Origin of the sequence: Streptomyces sp. NPDC014727 (assembly GCF_043083485.1) — a bacterium.
In the GTDB taxonomy this organism is placed as follows: Bacteria; Actinomycetota; Actinomycetes; order Streptomycetales; family Streptomycetaceae; genus Streptomyces.
Map to the genome: position 1 here is coordinate 1 of NZ_JBIBYR010000043.1, position 18,617 is coordinate 18,617.

Genomic DNA, 18,617 nt, shown 5'->3' on the forward strand with positions numbered 1-18,617 from the left:
TCGGTGCTACCGGCCCGGGCGGCACGGCCCGCCCCCCCGCAGCCCCGGCCCGCCTGACACACCCCCCCGTCACCCCCCGGGGCCGGGCCCGCCGTCGGCGGCCAGGACCCGGGTCGTATTGCTGCGCACCGGCCGTCCGGGAATCGACTCGGCGCCGCGTGGCGGAGGGATCTGCGCTCCCCTGCGGGCCTGCCCTCAGCGTCGCCTCACCTTCCCTCGGCCGTCGCCCGCGAGTGGCGTCGACGCTGGTGCGGGCCGCTGTCTCCGCGCTCGGCGAACTGCGGGCCGCCCGCACAGCGTCCGCCGCCGCGCTCCTCCGGGACCCGGTCGGGGCTGCCCCCGGCCGAGACGGGCTGCGGGCTGCGGAACCAGGCGACTGCGGCCCCGGCGGTGTGCCGGGGCCGCAGTCGGCTCGGATTCGGTGCGGCGGGAGCGTCAGTCGCGGGCGGTGAAGGCGTAGAGGTTGCCGTCCCAGGCGCCGATCAGCAGCGTGTTACCGGTGACGGTCGGGGTGGACAGGATGGGAGCGCCGACGTTGAGGTCCTGGAGCTTGGCGCCGGTGGTCTTGTCCAGGCCGTACAGGTGGCCGTCGGTGCCGCCGATCCACAACGTGTCACCGCTGATGGTCGGCGAGCCGACGAAGGCCCTGCCGCTCTGGAAGTCCCAGAGCTTGGTGCCGGTGGCGGCGTCGAAAGCGGCCACGCGGCCGTTGGTGAAGGCGGCGTAGACGGTGTGGCCGTCGACCGCCACGGAGGCACCGGGCTGGGCAGCGTCATCCTTGGAGACACCGTCGCTCTGGTAGCGCCACAGCTCCTTGCCGGTGGTGGCGTCCCGGGCCAGGAGGTTGTTACTCATGTCCGTGGTGAACACGCGTGCGTCGGCCACCACGGGAGTGGAATGGTGGACGCCGCCGACGCCTCCGGCGGAGACGAACTGCTTACCGGTGGCGGCGTCGTAGATGCGCAGACCACCGCGGCTGTCGTGGACGTAGACCTTGCCGTCGACCACGGTGGGGGTGCTGCTGTCCCACCAGCCGCTGTCCACCGGGGAGTTCCACAGCTGCTTGCCGGTGGCGGTGTCCACGGCGACGAGATGGCTGCCCGTGGTCGTGTAGCCGAAGTAATAGACGGTGGAGCTGGAGACCGTCGCGCCACCGTAGGCATAGCCGTCGTAGCGGCCGGTCTCCGAGGATCCGGGGAGGGTGTAGTTCCACTTCTTCGCGCCGGTCGCCGCGTCCAGCGCGGTCAGGGTGCCGCGCATTTCGGTGACGTAGACGGTCCCGTCGTGCACCGCGGGCGTGGACTGGACCAGGCTGTCGGTGGCGAAGTGCCACTTGGTCCGGCCGGTGGCGACGTCGACGGCGTCCACGCCGTTGCCCTTGGACCCGTCGGTGTCCCAGGTGCCGATGTACGCGGTTCCGTTCGCGACCACCGGGGAGGACATGCCGATGGTGGCGCCGGTGCGGTGGGTCCAGGCGTTGGTGAGGCTGCCGGAGCTCAGGCTCCCGGGCTGCACTCCGGTGTGGAGGCCGTCGCCGTGGAACTCGGGCACGTCTGCGCCCGGGCGCACCTGCTCGGCCTTCGGTACGACGGTGAAGCGACTCGTGGTGGACCAGCTCTTGCCCGCGTCGTCGAATGCGGTGACCTTGGCGGTGTGGTCGCCGAGTGCCAGGTGGCGGGTGTCCCACGGTGCCGACCACGAGAACTTGCCGGTGGGGCGCAGATTCGGGATCTTGTGGTCGTCGATGCGCACCTCGACCCGCACCACATGGCTGGAGGTGTTGTAGGCGTCCACCTGGAACTCGGTACGGCCCTGGCCGACCTGGGAGGCGGGCGCAGGCGAGGTGGCCGCGATCGTGTGGTCCTGGTTGTACATCCGGAACTCGGCCTTCAGCTCACCGTCGTGCATGGTGACCTCGCGGAAGCCGATGGGCGAATGGTCGTCGTTGTAGGTTGACGAGGCCGTGTTGTACTCCACCGCACCATCCATCAGGTGGGAGTCGGTGAAGTTGGTGTGCATGTGGCCGTTGAAGAAGGCCTTGACGTCGTACCCCTTGAGAAGTCCGAGCAGGGCGTTGATCTGCCCGGTGGAGCCGCCGGGGTCGGGGGTGTCCAGCGGCTCGTGGAGGCTGACCACGATCTGCTTGCCGGTGCCGTCGGCGTTCTTGCCGTTCAGCTCCAGGTCCTTCTTCAACCAGGCCAACTGCACCGGATCGCCGAGGCCGCCGTTGTTCTCGAGCTGGATGAAGTGGGTGTTGCCGTAGTCGAAGGAGTACCAGGCAGGCCCGAGCAGCGAGCGGTAGTTGCCGACGCCGTCGGTGTCTCCGCCGCCGTGGTCGTGGTTGCCCGTCACCGGCCAGATCGGGAGCTTGGAGTTCGCTGTGCCCTTGAGCCATGCCTGCCAGTGGGAGGGCGCGCCGTCGCCGCTGAGGTCTCCGGTGGCCAGGACGAAGGCCGGCTTGGTCGGCAGTGCGGCGATGTCGTCCAGCTGCTTGGTGAGCTTCCCCGGGGTGACGCCATCAGCGTCCGCGGGCGACTCCGGACCGTCGGGGCTGGTGACGTGGGTGTCGGTGATTTGGGCGAAGGTGAAGTCAGGCCGCTCGCTCGACTTGTCGCGCCGCAGTTCGAAGTTCTGGGTGGGGGTGGCGTCGGCCTGCGGCGAGCCGAGGTCGCGGTAGAAGCGCTGAACCCGGTTGCTGCCGAGGGTGGCCGAGTAGCCGCGCGGCATGGTGATGTCGACGATGGTGTGGTTCCACTGGTTGAGGTCAGCGGAGAGCGTGTAGTGGCCGTTGCTGTCGGTGCGGACGATGGTCGCGCCGTCCGAGACGGACACACCGGCCAGCCCCTCCTCGCCCTTGTCCTGGGTGCCGTCGCCGTTCTTGTCCTCGAAGACGGTGCCCTGGACGGTGGCATGGCGCGGCGGGCGGGGGGTGATGTCGAAGTTCACCGGCGCGGCGAGTGCCTGGTACCCGTCGTTGGCCAACAGGTACGCGGAGTAGGAGCCGGCCGACAGGCCGGAGGTGTCCAGGGTCACGGTGCCGCTGGCGTCCGGGACGTAGACCCAGGTGAGCGAGGCCCCGTCGCCGGGCTTGCGGTTCGCCGGGTAGATGCCGATCCAGTTCGTGGCGCTGGGAGCGTCGGTGGCGTAGCTGAAGCTCAGCTTCTGACCCACCTGAGGCTGCTGGGTGTTCAGGGTGAGAGTGGATGCGCTCACGGCCGACTGGGCACTGCTGGTCGGTGCGGCGAATGAGACCGGCGAGCCGACCACAGCGAGGACAACGGCACAGGATCCGGCCACTACTGCAGACCGGATGCGGGAAGAGGGCACGCTGCACTCCTTGCGATAGGGAGAGTTGTTCGGACAACCCTGCTCACCACAGGAGATCCGCGGCAGGTGTCCGGTAGGTGTTGCAGCGGCGTACCACGCGCGATGATTGCGTGTCTCCGCAAGACGGCTTTTCGAGCTGTGCGCAGCGAGCGGCAGAGTCGGCACGTCCGAACCCGTCCAGCCGGTACACACGATTCCGGGACTGACCTCCCCGCGCTGCTGCCGCACCCTCGACCCGGGTCGCGGCCTCACCCGTCCTCGCATGAATTCCCCGGGACCGTTCGATGAAGATCACCCTTTCTGGGATCCGAAACTTGTCCAGTCAAGCTAGCTTCCTTGCCCATGAGATTCCTACGCAGAGCAGCAGGGCTTGGCCTTGCGCTGCTCTATTCCATCCTGGGCTTCTGTGTGCAGCCCGCCGCGGCGCATGTGTCGCCGCAGCACGGCGAAATCGTCATCTCCACCAAGAACGACGTCACCAGCGGGCGGCTGATCGTCCACCGTGACGTGGTGTCACCGCAGAACGCGGGCGCCTGGGCCTCGCGCCTGCTGAGCACATCGAGCTGCCCTGCAACCGGCTCCGGCATCGCCGGAGACTCCGGCGGCGTACCTGGCGGCGTCGTGGTCGAGCTCGCGTGGAACTGCCACGTCGACAAGCTCGACCTGAGCGCCATGCTCAAGCAGGGCGGGCTGACCCAGGTCGTCGCCGAGTTCGACGGCACCACGGCCAACGCCAACGCGCAGACCCCCGTTGTCGACGCATCGGGTGCCCACGCGCTCCCCACCTTCCCGTGGGCAGTGGTGGCGCTCGGCATCGCGCTGGCCGCCGCGCTGCTGCTCGCGGTGTGGAAGATCCGCACCGGGCGGCTCCAGCTCGCCCAGCTGGCCGCCAAGGTCGGCGCCAACCGCAAGCGGGTCAAGCTGGCCACCATCGGCGCGGTGGCGCTGTCCTGCCTGGCTCCCCAGGTGGCCGCGGCGGCGCCGCTCCTCGAGGGGGCAGCGGCAACCGCGAACACCGTCGCCGTCACCGGCACGGTCTTTGAGGACACCAACGGCAACGGCAAGCGCGACGCGGGCGAGACTCCGATGCCCGGGGTCGATGTCACGGACGGCTCCGCCTGGACGACGACCGGCCCTGACGGCTCGTACAGCCTGCAGATGGACCCGACCCGCCGGGAGACCGACCTCATCAGCATCGTCTCCCCGAACGGCTACACCCCCGCACTGCGTGACGACTACATCCCGCAGTTCTTCCACAAGGTCCCGGAGGAGGGCGGCTCCGGCATCGACTTCGCCCTCGTCAAGGACAAGAACGCTGCAAACCCCACCGAAAAGTGGGTGATGAACTCCGACATCGAGGTCAGCAACACCACGGACGGCGCCGCCGAGAGCGCGTCGAAGTGGTGGCCCAAGCAGGTCGAGGCGATGTCCGAGGTCGACGGCGCCACCATGACGATCACGACCGGTGACAACACCGTGACCGACTACGCAGAGGAGCCGCGGCGTCAGCGCGGCTACGACATCCTGCGCAAGGGCCTGACCGAGGGCAAGCTCGGCATGCCCTTCTACCCCGTGGTCGGCAACCACGACGTCGGCGGCACCGCCACCTCCAAGGGCTATGGCGGCAGCATGGAGTACTACCGCCGCAACCTCGGCCCGGAGTGGTACAGCTTCGACCGCAACGGCCGTCACATCGTCGTCCTTGAGGACAACTACGACTCCAGTGGCCTGAAGCCGCAGTTGGAGTGGCTGCGCGAGGACCTCAAGCGCCACGCCGTCGGCAAGCAGGTGCTGGTCTTCGCACACCGCTCGCTGTTCACCCAGTGGGGTCCGGGGGCCGGCATGCAGCCGACCGTCGACGAACTGTCGAAGTACGACGTGCGGATGTTCGCCGCAGGCCACAACCAGCAGGCCGAGTACCGCCGTGGTGCCTTCGACCGCTCGGTTGAGATCAACAACCAGGGCGAGTACGGCATCGACGGTGCCCGCGCGGACTTCAAGATCCTCGACTTCAAGGGCATCTACGATGACCCGAGCACGAAGCGCAACGAGGACACCGGCTATGTGATGGGCACCCACCGCCAGTTCGACGTCCGCAACGCGGTCGGGCTGGTCAGCCCCGCCCAGGGCAGTGTGCACGGCAACAGCGCCGGAATCCCGATCGAGCTGTACACCGAGGACGCCGGGCGCACCCCGGCCACGGCCTCGTTGACCATTCGCGACTCTCGCGGCCAGATCCGCTGGCACAAGGACCGGATGGAGTTCGGCACCAAGGTCGGCAAGACCGGTATCGAGAACTGCTACACAGCTCCTGGTGGCACCCCCGAGCCCTGCCCGGCCGCCCGGACCTCCGGGACCCGGATCAGCGACAAGCTCCCCGGCATGCAGCCGGACACCTACACGGCCGAGATGACCGCGGTTGACACGCGGGGCAAGGCGTGGCCCACCGTCACCAACACCTTCACGGTGGTGCCCGAGGGCAAGATCGCCGAGCCGAAGGCCGGTCAGGACTGGCTGCGTCAGGGTCGCGACGAGGCGGGTCGCTCCGACAGCGCCGACGACCCGGGCACCGAGCTCGACCTGCAGTGGGCGGCCAACACCGGCGAGCAGTTCAACCTCAACGGTTCGGTCGTCGTGGACGGCAAGGTGATCGTCTCCTCCAGGGCGTTCGACTCGCCGCACCACATGATGCTGGCCTACGACATCAAGTCCGGCCGCGAGATCTGGCGCACCTACCTGGACGGTGACGCCGAGTCGGCGCCGACCTACCACGACGGCAAGGTCTATCTGACCACCGCGGTCGGCCGGATCTATGCTCTGGACGCCGAGGACGGCCATGTCGTCTGGCAGAAGATCGAGGACGAGCAGCAGCACGGCGACACCGTCCGCCGGTACGGCCGGGCCGGTGGTCCGGTCACCGTCTTCGATCTCAACGCCGAGCAGCGCACCGTCGCCGTCTACCAGAACTGGAGCAAGGTCGAGTGCCGTGACGCCAAGACCGGCGACCTGCTGGGCGGCTTTAACGGCGCGACGAGCTGGGGCCAGTTCCACAGCACGGCGGTTCGCCAGGCCGGCTCCGACATCGCCTACCTGCACACCGCTTCCAGTAACACGGTGGTCGCCATGGACCTCGTCGGCTGCCGCCAGCTGTGGGCGAAGGACACCAACGGCGACATCGCCAGCCACTCCTCCCCGGCCCTGACCGACCCGGCCACCGGGGACCCGCAGCTGGTGACGATGACGAACAGCGGCGTCCGCGGCCACAACCTCGGCACCGGTGCGGTGCAGTGGCAGTCCCCGCTGGGCGGCGGCAGCGGCTGCGGCGAGAGCGGCCCCGCCCCGCTGACCAGCCCCGCGATCTGGGGCACCACCGCCTACGTCGCCAGCCGCGACGGCGCCATCCGCGCCTACGACACCACCGCGGCCGACCCGTCCAAGCCGATCTGGGAGACCACGGTCGGCTACCAGCCCGGCAGGAGCCCCGTGGGGTGCACCGGGAACCTCAACTCGCCCGCGATGCACGCCCTGGTCACCAAGGACCTGGTGTACGCGGGCACCCGCGACGGCCGCCTGGTCGTCCTGGACCGCGCCACCGGCAAGCTGCTGACCGAGTACAACCTCGGAGCCGCCGTGACCTCGGCGCTCTCCGTCAGCGGTGACTACGTCTTCGCACTCACCGACGACGGCACGCTCCACGCACTGGCCGCCCGCCACCTGCGCGGTAACGACCACTGATCAACCGTCCGCGAGTTGCCTCCCCCTGCCAGGGGGGAGGCAACTCGCGGCGCTCCACCCCCGACGGGACCACCACTGTGCACACCCTCCGCACCATCCGCACCCACGCCGCCCGTCTCCTGCTGATCGGCCTGGCCGCCGCACTGGCACTGCTCGGCGCCGCAGGCACGGTCGAGGCGCACCCCTTCGGTACACCGCCGGTCGCCCAGGTCAAGGCAGAGGGCCGCACCGTCGAGATCATCTGGTCGGCCCAGCGCAACGACGTGGACGTCCTGCACCAGGCGGCCAGGGGCGACGACGCGGCCTATCTCGGCTCACACATCACTGTGCACCAGGATGGGCGCGAGTGCCGGCTGGGCGCAGTGGACACCCTGCAACTAGCAAGCAAAGGCGCCCTGATCCACTACACCTGCCCCGAACCCGTGGACACGGTCACCCTGACCATCACCGCGCTGACCGACACCGACTCGGCCTATCGCACGATCTCGGTGACGAAGACGGGCGGCGGCGGCCTGCACACGGCGAGCGACCCCACCCGTACCCTCGCCCTCGGCGGAGCCAGCAGCTCCGCCGCCACTGCGACCACAGCGCCGACGACGGTGTGGACCACGGACCTTGCGGCACTGCTGGACCACGGTGTCGTACTGCCACTGGCCCTTCTCGTCGCGGCAGCGGTGGGCGCCTTCCACGCCTGCGCCCCCGGTCACGGGAAGTCGCTCGCGGCCGGGTACCTCGTGGGCGGCCAGGGCAGAGCACGGGACGCGGCGTGGCTCGGCGCCATCGTGGCCATCATGCACACGGCATCGGTCGCCGTACTCGCCGTGGGCTGGTGGCTCGCCGCCCAGCACGCACCGGACGTCGCAGCAGTCACGAACTGGCTGCAGTTGATCGCAGCCCTGGTCGTGGTCGCCGTGGGCATCGGCCTGCTCCGGCGCCACCTGATCAACCGGAAGCACGGCCACAGCCATGGTCACCACCACGGGCATGACCATGATCACCACCACGACCACAGCCACCACATACCGACGTCCACGTCTCTGCTCACCTGGCGCGGCATCCTGCTGCTCGGCACATCCGGCGGCCTGCTCCCCTCCCCATCGGCGTTCCTTGTCCTTCTCAGCGGACTGCTGACCGGCCGGGTCGGCGCGGCATTCGCGATGGTGGCGGCGTTCGGGGCCGGCATGGCGCTGACCCTGACAGGCGTCGGCCTTGCGGTACTTCGTGGTCGCGACGCGTTCCTCGCCCGAGCGACGAACTCGCCCGCGCTGCGCATCTGGAGCACTCGCGTCCCGGTCGTCGCTGCCTGGGCCGTCGTCATCGGCGGCACCGTGGCATCAGCCGTCGCCGCCGGCCGCGTCCTCGCATCGTGACCCAGGACAAGGGTCGCGGCGCTCGCCGACCTGCCCGCATTACCTCCTGCCCGGCACCGCAACGGGCTCCCGGCTGAGCTGTTCCGAGTTGCGTAGCGGCCGGTTTGTGTGGTTTCAGGCGGCGTTCGTGGTCGCCTGAGAGGGCGTTAAGTCCGTTTCTGGTAGCGGCCGCGTCCGGGCTGGGCGAGGAATCCCTGGCGAGCGAGTCGTCCCAGGCGGGAACGGGTGACGTTGATCGAGGGCTCGTCGGTGGGCAGGCCGAGCTGTTTGTGCAGGTCGTGGACGTGGAACACCCCCCCGTTCAGGGACGGCGTCGATGCGGCGCTTGCGCCGCCCGGCAGCGAGCCGTTCGGCCTGGTCGGTGGGCAGGGCCAGGCCGCTCAGGGTGAAGAAGTCCTCCAGCGCGCGGGCGAAGGAGCCCATCGAGCGTCCGGGTCTGCGGGCTCGCTCCAGCAGGGCCTGGGGCGAGTTGGAGTGCTCGTCGTTCAGGAGCCGACCCAGGTCGGTGACGAGGCCGCAGGCCCGGGCGACGCAGAAGCGGGCCGCGACATGCGCGACGAAGTCTTCGAGCCAGGCGGGCGGATCGGCGAGTTGGCCGCGGAGGTGTTCGCCGCGGATGAAGGGGCGGCCTGGGTGCCGTTGCCAGCAGGCCGAGCACAGGCCCAGTCCGGCATGCCGCCGCAGCTGACCGCACTCGCGGCAGATCCGGGGCGGCTTCTTCGCCGGACCCGGACGCGAGCAGGACCCGCACCAGCCAGTGTCCTCCCGCAGATAGCCTGGCTTGCCGCAGCGAGGGCAGGGCTGCTGGGCGGCGAGCCGCTCGGCTTTACTGCGGCAGTCCCGGCAGAGCCGGTTACCAGCCGACCGAACGGGATGGCCGCACTGGTCGCAGACGCGCGAGCAGCTGATGCACCAGCCGGTGTCTTCTTGGAGGACCCGGTCTTTGCCGCAGGACGGACATGTCGCCTTCGTGGCCTGCTCCTGCATTCGGCGCCAGCATCGGCAGCAGTGCTGGCGGTGGCGATAGCCGACGGGTCCGCCGCAGGCGATGCAGTCCCGTTGTCTTTTGCCCACGGTGGTCGCCGCCGGTCACAGGGGAGGCATCGACCGGCCCCGGGCGGAGGCGGCCTGCGGCACCTCCGCGACGGGCCGGGGCGGTGTGATGGGCCGTTCAACGGGTGTGGTGTGGTCGTTGGGGGGTGCACTCCAGCGCCGTGCACAACGCGGCCAGCGTGGTCATCTTCCAGGCCGGCCTTCTCGGCCAGCAGCCGCCGCAGCTCGGTCCCGGTCCACACCTCACTCTGGGCGGCCGCCATCCGCAGCCGCCATTGGATCTTCATGCCGTGGTGTCCTTCCCGGTCAGCTCGGCCAGGGTGCTGGCGACGGCCCGCTGATAGGCATCCTCGATGAACGTTGCGGAGGGCCGGACGTAGCGCATGGTTGAGCTGACCGTCCAGTGACCGAGCATCTGCTGGATCGCCACAAGGTCGACGCCGCGTTCGTAGTTGTGAGTCGCGCATGCCCTGCGCAGGGCATGCGGGCTGAACCTCTCTGCGGGCGGGCGCCCTTCGAGCTCCATGAGATAGCGAAGCCGGTTGCGGATCGTTCCGCGATGCAGGGCGCCGCCGGACTCGTCGGCGAACAGCACAGGAGAATCAGGGAACTTGGACCGCACGTCCTCCAGGAACCACCGCAGCATCAGGTCCAGGCCGTCGAGCATGGGCACCCAGCGCAGCCGCGGCCTGGAGGTGTGGGCACCCTTGCCGAAGCGGACGTGCAGCTTGCCGAACGGGCCGCGGCTGAAGTGCACGTCCGGCTTGTCCAGCAGCGATGCCTCCTCTGAGCGGAGCCCGGCGTGATACTGGGTCCGGAACATCGCATAGTCCCTTGCAGCCGGCCCGTACTTCCGGGCGGTGGCGATCCGCTGCTTCATGAGTCGAAAAACTCCGCCACCCTCTCGGGCGTCGGTGGCGGCACCAGGGCCGGGGAGTCATCGCCGACATGCCGTGAGGCATTGAACTCGTCGACCGGGCAGACCAGCCGGACGCCGAACGCAGCCTCGATCTCGGCCGCCTTGCGGGCCTGCAGGAACCGGTGGAACCCCTTGAAGATCTGCACGTACTCGCGCCGGGTCGACGTCGCACGGCCCTTCACTGCCAGGTCACCCACCACGCGGTCGATGTCCTCCGGAGTCACCTCCCACGCTGGCCGCCCCAGAGCCGTCAGCGTCCGCTCCAGCAGGCCAATGTCGTTGTCGATGGTCACCGGGCTGAACCCGCGGGCTCGCCACGAGGCGACGAACGCGTCAACGCACTCGGTCTGAAACTGCCACGGGTCCGTCGCCCGGGGCTCTCGCGGGACGGCCCCGCCCGCGATGACCTGGAATCTCGCCTCGGCCACCGGCACACCTTCCTCGCACCTGAACGGTCAAGGCAGCACCTGGAAAACCGGGGTGCCACCGCGAGAACCAACGAGGACCGCAGGAACGGGATACGGCCAGGTGGCAGCGGCAACCCTTGTGAGGGAACAAGTGCCAGCCCCAGATGAATGGGGCCAGGTCTTCGGGGACGAAGTCCTCGCCACTGCGATCCTCGAGCGCCTCCTGCACCACTGCGAAGTCGTCGCCACCAATGGTCCCAGCTACCGGCTGAGGAACCGTCTCAAGGCCATCGAACGCGAGACGGAAGTCGCCTGATCCAGGGGCTCAAGCCTGGCCCAGTTCCTCGCCCGGCGGGATGAAAGCATCGGCGCTATCGGCATCGTCAACATGCCCGTGAGCGTCCATCGTGATGGCCGTTGCCCGTCCCTGCGAGGTGATCAGCCACGCGAGCACCTGTTCCGTCAGCGGGGTCTTCCCCGGGCCCTCGTCCTTCCAGCGGGCCCGCCACCCGCCACCCGGCACTGCGGCTGCCACCTGGTCGGCCCTCTCAAGGTGGGAGAAGTCCTCATAGTCCGTGACGGGGCGCATGGCGCCTCGCTTGGGGTCGACGATAAGCGCCGTTCCGGTTGCCGGGTCCCATGCCTCCACTCGCACCATGCGGCCGATCTCAGTTTCGGTGCCGTTGAAGATGGCAGTCCAGCCGGTCTGATTGAAGTAGCGGAGATCCACCGCTCCATCATCTCGCATGGCCATGAGCGCCCTTCGGCGGATGCTTGCTCTGCACGTTCATCCGTACCTACCTCTGCACATACGCGAGTACGCCGACACCATTCATACCGCCATCACGTTCTTCGAGCACGGGCTCGCGAACCGCTCGCGGAAGTAAACGCAGCGGTGTTGCTGACACGCTTGTCCGACGCTCAGCGGCCGTTTGCGAAGAACTGCAATTCGCAGGGATGGATGACGTTTTCGGCACCCGCAGCGTCCATGCGTTGCTCAAGTCTGCCTTGATGGTGGGTGCTTCGTGCACGCGGACTTGCCGACGCCTTGTGATGATTACGTTCCAACCTGCGGCGATGTTCGCGATCGCAAGTGTCTGATGGCCTGGTGGGCTCTGCGATCCGGCCATCGAAAAGGTGCCGGTCGACATATCGAAGGCTGTCGGCGGGGCATCGGCGCGACGGATGCCGGTCGTCTCCCGTTCCGTGATCGTTCAACCAGCTGTTCCTGCCCGCGTTGTGTGCCGTCCCTAAGGTCCTTGAAGGTTTAGGAAGAAGGGGCTCATGGACACACTCCACGCAGTCCGGGCTCGCGGGATCACCAAGCGTTTCGGTGACGTCGTCGCACTCGACGGCATCGATCTGGATGTGACGCAGGGACAGATCCACGGCTTGGTCGGACCGAACGGCGCCGGCAAGACGACATTGCTCGGCCTCCTGCTGGGCCTGGCCGTCGCCGACAGCGGGCGCCTCGAGATCCTCGGTACGCCGGTCGGGCGGGCGCTCGTCGCTCCCGACGGTGTCGCCGGCTTCGTGGATGGGCCTGGTCTCTACCCCTCGCTCACCGCCAGGCAGAACCTCGCCGCGCTGGCCGCTCTCCGCGGCCGCGACGCGCGGACAACGGGGATCGATGACGTGCTCGACCAGGTCGGACTCACCGATGTCGCCGACGACCGCGCCCGCGGCTTTTCCCTGGGCATGCGTCAGCGGCTCGGCCTCGCCGCGGCCCTGCTCACCAAGCCCCGGCTGCTCGTGCTCGACGAACCTTCCAACGGCCTCGACCCGGCCGGCAAGAAACACGTACACGGTGTCCTCGCCCGGCTCGCGAGGGACGGAACCGGCGTCGTGCTCTCGAGCCACCGCATGGATGACCTCGAGGCGCTGTGCTCCGAGGTCACCATCGTCGCCACCGGACGGGTCGCCTTCTCCGGGCCGTTGAGCAAGCTGGCTGCCGAGAACCGTGAACTCGACTACCGGTTGCTCACCTCCGACCCGCAGGCCGCCCGCCGGCTGACTGTCGACACGGCTGGGATCCGCGTGGTCGACGGCGCCGGAGCACGGCACGAGGCCGAGGTGCTCGTCCTGCGCGCGCTGGTGCCCGCCCTCGACGAACTGGTGGTGCGGCTCGTGCACGCGGGCATCGCGGTGCGCGAGCTCGCCCCCGTGGTGTCGCCGCTCGAAGCCGCGTTCCTCGCCCTCACCGAGCAGCAGCAGGAGGCCGGCCGATGACCGCGACCATCGCCGACAACAACGTCGGCAGTGCCCGCCGCGTCTCGGTGGCGCGCGGCTACCGCTTCGAGGTGGTCAAACTGGTCTCGCAATGGCGGATTCGCTTGCTGGTCCTCGCCTGTTGGATCGCGCCGGCGCTCTTCGTCGTCGCGGTGAGCCAGCAGAGCACGCTCCCCGTCGACACCCTTTACGGTCGCTGGATGCACGCCACAGGGTGGGCCGGACCGCTGGTGATGCTCGGTTTCGCGGGCACCTGGGCGCTCCCGCTGCTGACCTCGGTGGTCGCCGGCGACGTGTTCGCCTCCGAGGACCGGCTCGGCACCTGGCGCCACCTGCTCGTGGCGGTCAGGTCGCCTCGACGGATCTTCGCAGCGAAGGCACTGGCCAGCCTCACCGTCATCCTGCTGCTCGTGGCCGGGCTGGCCTGTTCCAGCGCGGCCGGCGGGGTCGTGGCGGTCGGCAACCAGCCGCTGGTCGGCCTCGACGGCCACCTGCTGGCGCAGGTGGACGCCGCCGGCAGGGTCCTGCTCGCCTGGGTCTGCGTACTCGCCCCCACCCTGGCCCTCGCCGGGATCGGACTGCTCGGGTCCGTCGCGCTGGGGCGGTCCCCGATGGGACTGCTGCTGCCCGCGCTCGTCGCGCTCGCGATGCAGGTCGCCCAGATGCTGCCGCTGCCCGTCGCCGTGCGCCTTGCCCTGCCCGGATACGCCTTCATCTCGTGGAACGGTCTGTTCACCAGCCCGGCACAGGCCGGCCCGCTCCTGATAGCCATCGTGGTCAGCCTGGTGTGGGCCGTGCTCGCGACAGCGCTGGCGTACCTGCTTTTCCTCCGGCGCGACTTCACCAACCCGGCCCACGACGGTTCCGGGCGCCGCGCGATCACCACCGGACTCCTGCCGCTCGCCGGACTGGCCGCCCTCACCGTCGCGGTGGTCGCCGTGGCGACCCCGTCGATGGGCTCCGGAATCGAGCAGGACAAGGTCCAGCGGTCGGTCGCCACAGCATTCGCCCACCTCTACCGCATGCAGACCCAGCAGCTCAACCGCCCCGCCGTCACCGAGGCGCAACTGCGGGTCACGGCCGCGTGCAACAAGAGCGGTGGCCAGGTCGCCCCCCAAGGGGCGGGCAACGACTGGCGTTGCGTCGTCACCTGGCATCTCCCCGGCGTCGCGGCCGCAGGGACGGCCATCTACCAGCTTGACGTCGCCTCAGACGGGCGGTTCGTGGCCGATGGCGACGGACCGAAGGAAGTGAACGGCTACTTCCTGGTGCGGACCCCGACCGGAGACGCACCGAACCCTCTTTGGCAGTTCGACGGCAACGTCGAACTGCTCGACACCACCCCGAAGGGATAATTCCATGCAGGTAACACGGCAGCGTCGGATTACCGAGAAGGAACAGATCAGTCTTTTCGGTAGGCGCGTCGGCCGCCGGACCACTCTGGTAACGGCGGGCATCGCTGTCGCCCTCGCCGTCACGGGCACCGCTGTTGCCCAGACGCACCAGTTCGGCACCCAGCAGGTCGGCCAGGTCACCGCTGACGGCCAGGTCGTCTCCGCCGACCAGTACATCGCCCCGTACGGCAGCCGCACCGTCATCAACGACGGCAAGATCATGTCGTCCTCGGCCAGCCCGGACGGCACCCACCTCGCGGCATCGGTCGCCGACGGTGGGCTGGCGCTGGTCGTCATGGACCTCAAGACCGGGCAGGTGAAGCAGCGCGTCGGTACCCCGGCGTCGGCGGACCTGCGCATCAAGAGCAACGCCGTCGGCCAGGAGGGCCCGACGTATTCGCCCGACGGTTCGCAGCTGTGGTTGGGCCAGAGCGACGGCTACACCAAGTTCACCGTGAACCCGGACGGCACCCTCTCCAACCCGACGACCATCTCGATCCCGGCCGACGGCTCCAAGCACGCACTGGTGGGTGCGGCGGTGTTCTCGGCCGACGGCTCCACTGTGTACTCCGCGGTTAACGGCCAGAACCGGGCGGTCGCCATCGACGCGGGGACCGGGACCATCAAGCAGAGCTGGACCGTGGGCAACGCCCCCCGTGGCATGGCCATGGTCGGCAACAAGCTCTACGTCAGCAACGAGGGCGGGCGTCCGGCCAAGGCCGGTGACACCACGATGAACTCCTACGGCACTCAGGTGCCGGCCAACCCGGACACCGGTGCCACCACCACCGGCACGGTCAGCGTCATCGACCTGGCGGACCCGTCCGCCGCCGTCGGGAGCGTCGACGTCGGTCTGCACCCGACCGCGGTGTATGCAAAGAACGGGGCGGTGTTCGTCACCAACACCGCCGACAACAACGTGTCGGTCATCAACACCGCCAACGACAAGGTCGTGCAGACCATCGCCACCCAGCCGTGGCCGAAGGCGTCGATCGGCTACGAGCCCAACGCGGTGACGCTCACCGACGACGGTCGCCTACTGGTGACGCTCGGCCGTGCCAACGCGGTCGCCGTCTACCGGTACACCTCCCCCCAGGAGCCGGCCGGCTACGTCGGCCTGCTCCCGACGGACTACTTCCCCGCGGAGATCACCACCGTCGGCAAGAACGTGGTCGTCTCCAACACCCGTGGTATCGACGCCCGCCGCCCCACCAACAAGGCCGGGCACGGCACCCACGACACAACGTCGAGCCTGACGCAGTTCACGCTTCCGGACGACAGCGTCATCAAGTCCGAGACCGGCAAGGTGTTCACCCAGAACGGCTGGCACGGCGGCTCGGTCACCCAGGGCAAGGGCGACGCGAAGCCGGTGCCGGTCCCGGTGAAGCTCGGCGACCCCTCGACGATCAAGCACGTCTTCCTGCTCGTCAAGGAGAACCGGACCTACGACCAGGTCTTCGGTGACATGCCGCAGGGCAACGGCGACCCGTCGCTTACGCAGTTCGGCGAGAACGTGACGCCAAACCAGCACGCGCTGGCTCGGCAGTTCGGGCTGTACGACAACACGTACGACGTCGGCACGAACTCCGCCGAGGGTCACAACTGGCTGATGCAGGCCGACAACCCGGAGTACACCGAGTCCTCGGCCGGTGAGTACACGCGCAGCTACGACACGGAGGACGACGCTCTCGGCCACCAGAAGTCCGGCTTCATCTGGACCGGTGCGCAGGCGGCTGGGAAGTCCGTCAAGAACTACGGCGAGTTCCAGTCGTTCGAGAGCAAGCCGTCCGGCGCGACGTGGCAGAACCTGTACTGCGACACCAAGAACATGGACGCGACCGGGCAGAAGACCGCCTACCCCATACAAACGGGCTCGGCGATCCCGTCGCTCAACAAGGTGTCGGTGCCCGGCTTCCCGATGTTCGACCTCGACGTCCCGGACGTCTACAAGTACGAGATCTGGAAGCAGGACTTCGAGAAGAACGGTCCGGCGAACCTGAACATGTTCTGGTTCTCCAACGACCACACCGGTGGTCCGACGAACTCGGCCGCCGCGGTCGCGGACAACGACCTCGCGGTGGGCAAGATGGTTGACAAGATCTCGCACAGCAAGTACTGGAAGGACTCGGCGATCTTCGTCGTCGAGGACGACTCCCAGGCCGGCCTCGACCACGTCGACGGCCACCGTGCACCGGTCCAGATCATCAGCCCCTGGGCCAAGCACGGCACCGTCGACAGCCACTACTACTCGCAGATCACGATGATGCGCACCATCGAGCAGATCCTCGGGATCCACCCGATGAACCAGAAGGACAGCGCGGCCACCCCGATGTTCGGGGCGTTCACCCGGAAAGCGGACAACACGCCGTTCACGGCGGTGCCCAACCGGACCTCGCTGACCCTCGGCCTGAGCACCCAGCCCTCCTGCGGCGCGGACACCCCGGCGCCGCAGGATGCCGAGGCGGCGCCCGCGCCGACGTCGGCGAGGGTGCCGGCGGACAAGCAGACGGTCGCGGCGCAGTGGCAGAACTGGAAGTCGCACCAGCGGCTGACCGGGCCCAACGCCGTGCCCGACTTCGCGAACCCCGCGCAGATGAACCACTTCACGTGGTACGAGACGCACCAGTGGACGAAGCCGTACCCCGGCGAGAACAAGATCTTCGCGCCGAAGGACGTGCCGGGCGCCTACATCCCGTCGTCGGAGTCCGACGGCTGACGTAGGCTGATCGCATGAAGGGGCCTCTGGCCGGCGTCACCGCTGGCCAGAGGCCCCTTCTGTCCCCGGTGTGGCACATACAGGATTTGGGCCATCGATGTCTGCCCGAGCGGAGGACTGCCCACCTGAAGCTTCCCCTTGATCGTGGACACCTGGAGACTGGGACGTGTGAGCCCAGAGGTCCGATGAGCAGTTCGTGCAGGTACTCACTCTGACCGGTGACACCCTCAACGCGCTCGCCCAGCATGCCGAATCACAGCATCAGGCCAGCGGGTAGACGGCCTACCACATCCACATCAAGGCAGAAGGCACACCGCAGAGGGTGTGTCAACGCTTGACTCTGTCGGGGAGTGTGTCCTGAACACGATGAGGAGCTCTATTGATCCGAGACGCTTTGGGTTCAGACTTGTTGACGGTGTGTGAATGATCTGGTGGGGATGCGCGGACCTGGTCGCCGGATGCGCAGGAGGCTGTGCGGTTGTTTGCGGTGTCCGCGCTGGTGGAGGGCCGGGACCGTGTAGAGGTCGCCGCTCTGTTCAAGGTGTCGGCCAGGGCAGTGGACAACTGGTGGGCCAAGTGGCCAGCCGGTGGACGGGCCGCTCTGCTGTCCCGCACCCGAGGTCGTCGCGCGGGGGAACACCAGGTCCTGTCCGAGGCCGAGCAGGCCGCCATTCGGCAGGCCGTGCTCGATCACACCCCCTGCGAACTGGGGCTTTCCGGTCAGCTGTGGACACGCGGGCAGGTAGGCGAGCTGATCTTCAAGTTGTACCGGGTCCGCTTCACCGAGCCCGGCGTGGGTAAGTACCTCAAACGCTGGGGCCTGACCTTCCAACGTCCTGACAAACGGGCCGTCGAGCAGGATCCGGAAGCGGTCCGCCTCTGGCACGAGGAGACCTGGCCGGCCATCCGGGCCAGGGCGAGGGCAGAGAACGGTGAAGTCCTCTTCGCCGACCAGGTCGGCATTCGCTCGGACCAGGTCACCGGCCGCACCTGGGGTGCGCAGGGGCGGACGCCGGTCGTCCGCCGCACCGGGAACCGGTTCTCCGTCAACGCGATGTCCGCGATCAGCACCCGCGGCCGGATGCACTTCATGGTCTTCACCGAGTCGTTCGACGCGAAGGTCATGTGCCGCTTCCTCGCCCGGCTCGTCGGACACTTCGACCACAAGGTCCACCTGATCGTCGACCGGCACTCGGCCCACCGCTCGAAAACCGTCCGGGCCTGGCTCGCCGACCACCAGGACGAGATCGAGCTGCACTTCCTGCCCTCGTACTCGCCCGAGCTGAACCCGGACGAGCTGGTCAACGCCGACCTCAAACGCAGCCTGCCCCACACCCACCGGGTCAGGAACCGGGCCGAACTCGCCGCTGAAACCCGCAGGTTCTTCCACCGCCGACAGCGCCAGCCCCACATCGTCACTGGCTACTTCAAAGCCCCGCACGTCCGATACGTCCTCGACGAGTGAGC

At 68.6% G+C, this 18,617-nt stretch carries 10 protein-coding genes and 1 pseudogene; 7 read left to right on the top strand and 4 right to left on the bottom strand.

Annotated features, from left to right (window positions below):
* Positions 1 to 435: 435 nt before the first annotated feature.
* The gene (locus ACF1B9_RS35600) at positions 436 to 3,213 is read right to left on the bottom strand and encodes a PQQ-binding-like beta-propeller repeat protein (RefSeq protein ID WP_391746660.1); all 2,778 of its coding nucleotides are present in this window, start codon (positions 3,211 to 3,213) and stop codon (positions 436 to 438) included.
* 456 nt (positions 3,214 to 3,669) lie between these two features.
* Between ACF1B9_RS35600 and ACF1B9_RS35605 the strand changes: the two genes are divergently transcribed.
* A complete protein-coding gene (locus ACF1B9_RS35605) occupies positions 3,670 to 7,062 on the top strand; it encodes a PQQ-binding-like beta-propeller repeat protein (protein WP_391746659.1) in 3,393 nt (1,130 codons plus the stop codon).
* A 77-nt stretch (positions 7,063 to 7,139) separates the two neighbouring features.
* A complete protein-coding gene (locus ACF1B9_RS35610; RefSeq protein WP_391746658.1) occupies positions 7,140 to 8,432 on the top strand; it encodes a hypothetical protein in 1,293 nt (430 codons plus the stop codon).
* Positions 8,433 to 9,768: 1,336 nt separating this feature from the next.
* On the opposite strand, the gene ACF1B9_RS35615 is transcribed toward ACF1B9_RS35610, so the two are convergent.
* Both ACF1B9_RS35615 and ACF1B9_RS35620 read right to left on the bottom strand, forming a co-directional pair.
* Entirely contained in the window at positions 9,769 to 10,365 is a 597-nt protein-coding gene (locus tag ACF1B9_RS35615; RefSeq protein ID WP_391746657.1) for a tyrosine-type recombinase/integrase, read from the bottom strand.
* Positions 10,362 to 10,697, bottom strand: coding sequence for a hypothetical protein (locus ACF1B9_RS35620; protein ID WP_391746656.1), 336 nt, complete (start codon positions 10,695 to 10,697; stop codon positions 10,362 to 10,364). Before ACF1B9_RS35620 ends, ACF1B9_RS35615 begins: the two co-directional genes overlap by 4 nt.
* A 280-nt stretch (positions 10,698 to 10,977) precedes the next feature.
* Between ACF1B9_RS35620 and ACF1B9_RS35625 the strand changes: the two are divergent.
* A pseudogene (locus tag ACF1B9_RS35625) lies at positions 10,978 to 11,127 on the top strand (ATP-binding protein); the annotation flags it as partial.
* A gap of 9 nt (positions 11,128 to 11,136) precedes the next feature.
* Here the strand turns inward: ACF1B9_RS35625 and ACF1B9_RS35630 are convergent.
* A complete protein-coding gene (locus ACF1B9_RS35630; protein WP_391746655.1) occupies positions 11,137 to 11,541 on the bottom strand; it encodes a hypothetical protein in 405 nt (134 codons plus the stop codon).
* A 554-nt stretch (positions 11,542 to 12,095) separates the two neighbouring features.
* Here ACF1B9_RS35630 and ACF1B9_RS35635 point away from each other — a divergent pair.
* From ACF1B9_RS35635 to ACF1B9_RS35650, 4 genes are all read left to right on the top strand, one after another.
* The gene (locus tag ACF1B9_RS35635) at positions 12,096 to 13,040 is read left to right on the top strand and encodes an ABC transporter ATP-binding protein (RefSeq protein ID WP_391746654.1); all 945 of its coding nucleotides are present in this window, start codon (positions 12,096 to 12,098) and stop codon (positions 13,038 to 13,040) included.
* Positions 13,037 to 14,395, top strand: coding sequence for an ABC transporter permease (locus ACF1B9_RS35640; protein ID WP_391746653.1), 1,359 nt, complete (start codon positions 13,037 to 13,039; stop codon positions 14,393 to 14,395). Before ACF1B9_RS35635 ends, ACF1B9_RS35640 begins: the two co-directional genes overlap by 4 nt.
* 4 nt (positions 14,396 to 14,399) lie before the next feature.
* Positions 14,400 to 17,150 carry an alkaline phosphatase family protein gene (locus ACF1B9_RS35645; RefSeq protein WP_391746652.1) on the top strand — a complete coding sequence of 917 codons (2,751 nt, stop codon included), beginning with the start codon at positions 14,400 to 14,402 and terminating at the stop codon, positions 17,148 to 17,150.
* A 472-nt stretch (positions 17,151 to 17,622) separates the two neighbouring features.
* Positions 17,623 to 18,615: an IS630 family transposase gene (locus ACF1B9_RS35650; protein ID WP_391746651.1), complete on the top strand. Its 993-nt coding sequence runs from the start codon at positions 17,623 to 17,625 to the stop codon at positions 18,613 to 18,615.
* Positions 18,616 to 18,617: the final 2 nt, after the last annotated feature.

Bases quoted from the DNA above. Each gene is read 5' to 3' on its own strand.
- ACF1B9_RS35605 (WP_391746659.1), top strand. From the start codon at position 3,670: ATGAGATTCCTACGCAGAGCAGCAGGGCTTGGCCTTGCGCTGCTCTAT.
- ACF1B9_RS35615 (WP_391746657.1), bottom strand. From the start codon at position 10,365: ATGAAGCAGCGGATCGCCACCGCCCGGAAGTACGGGCCGGCTGCAAGG.
- ACF1B9_RS35635 (WP_391746654.1), top strand. From the start codon at position 12,096: ATGGACACACTCCACGCAGTCCGGGCTCGCGGGATCACCAAGCGTTTC.
- ACF1B9_RS35640 (WP_391746653.1), top strand. From the start codon at position 13,037: ATGACCGCGACCATCGCCGACAACAACGTCGGCAGTGCCCGCCGCGTC.
- ACF1B9_RS35645 (WP_391746652.1), top strand. From the start codon at position 14,400: ATGCAGGTAACACGGCAGCGTCGGATTACCGAGAAGGAACAGATCAGT.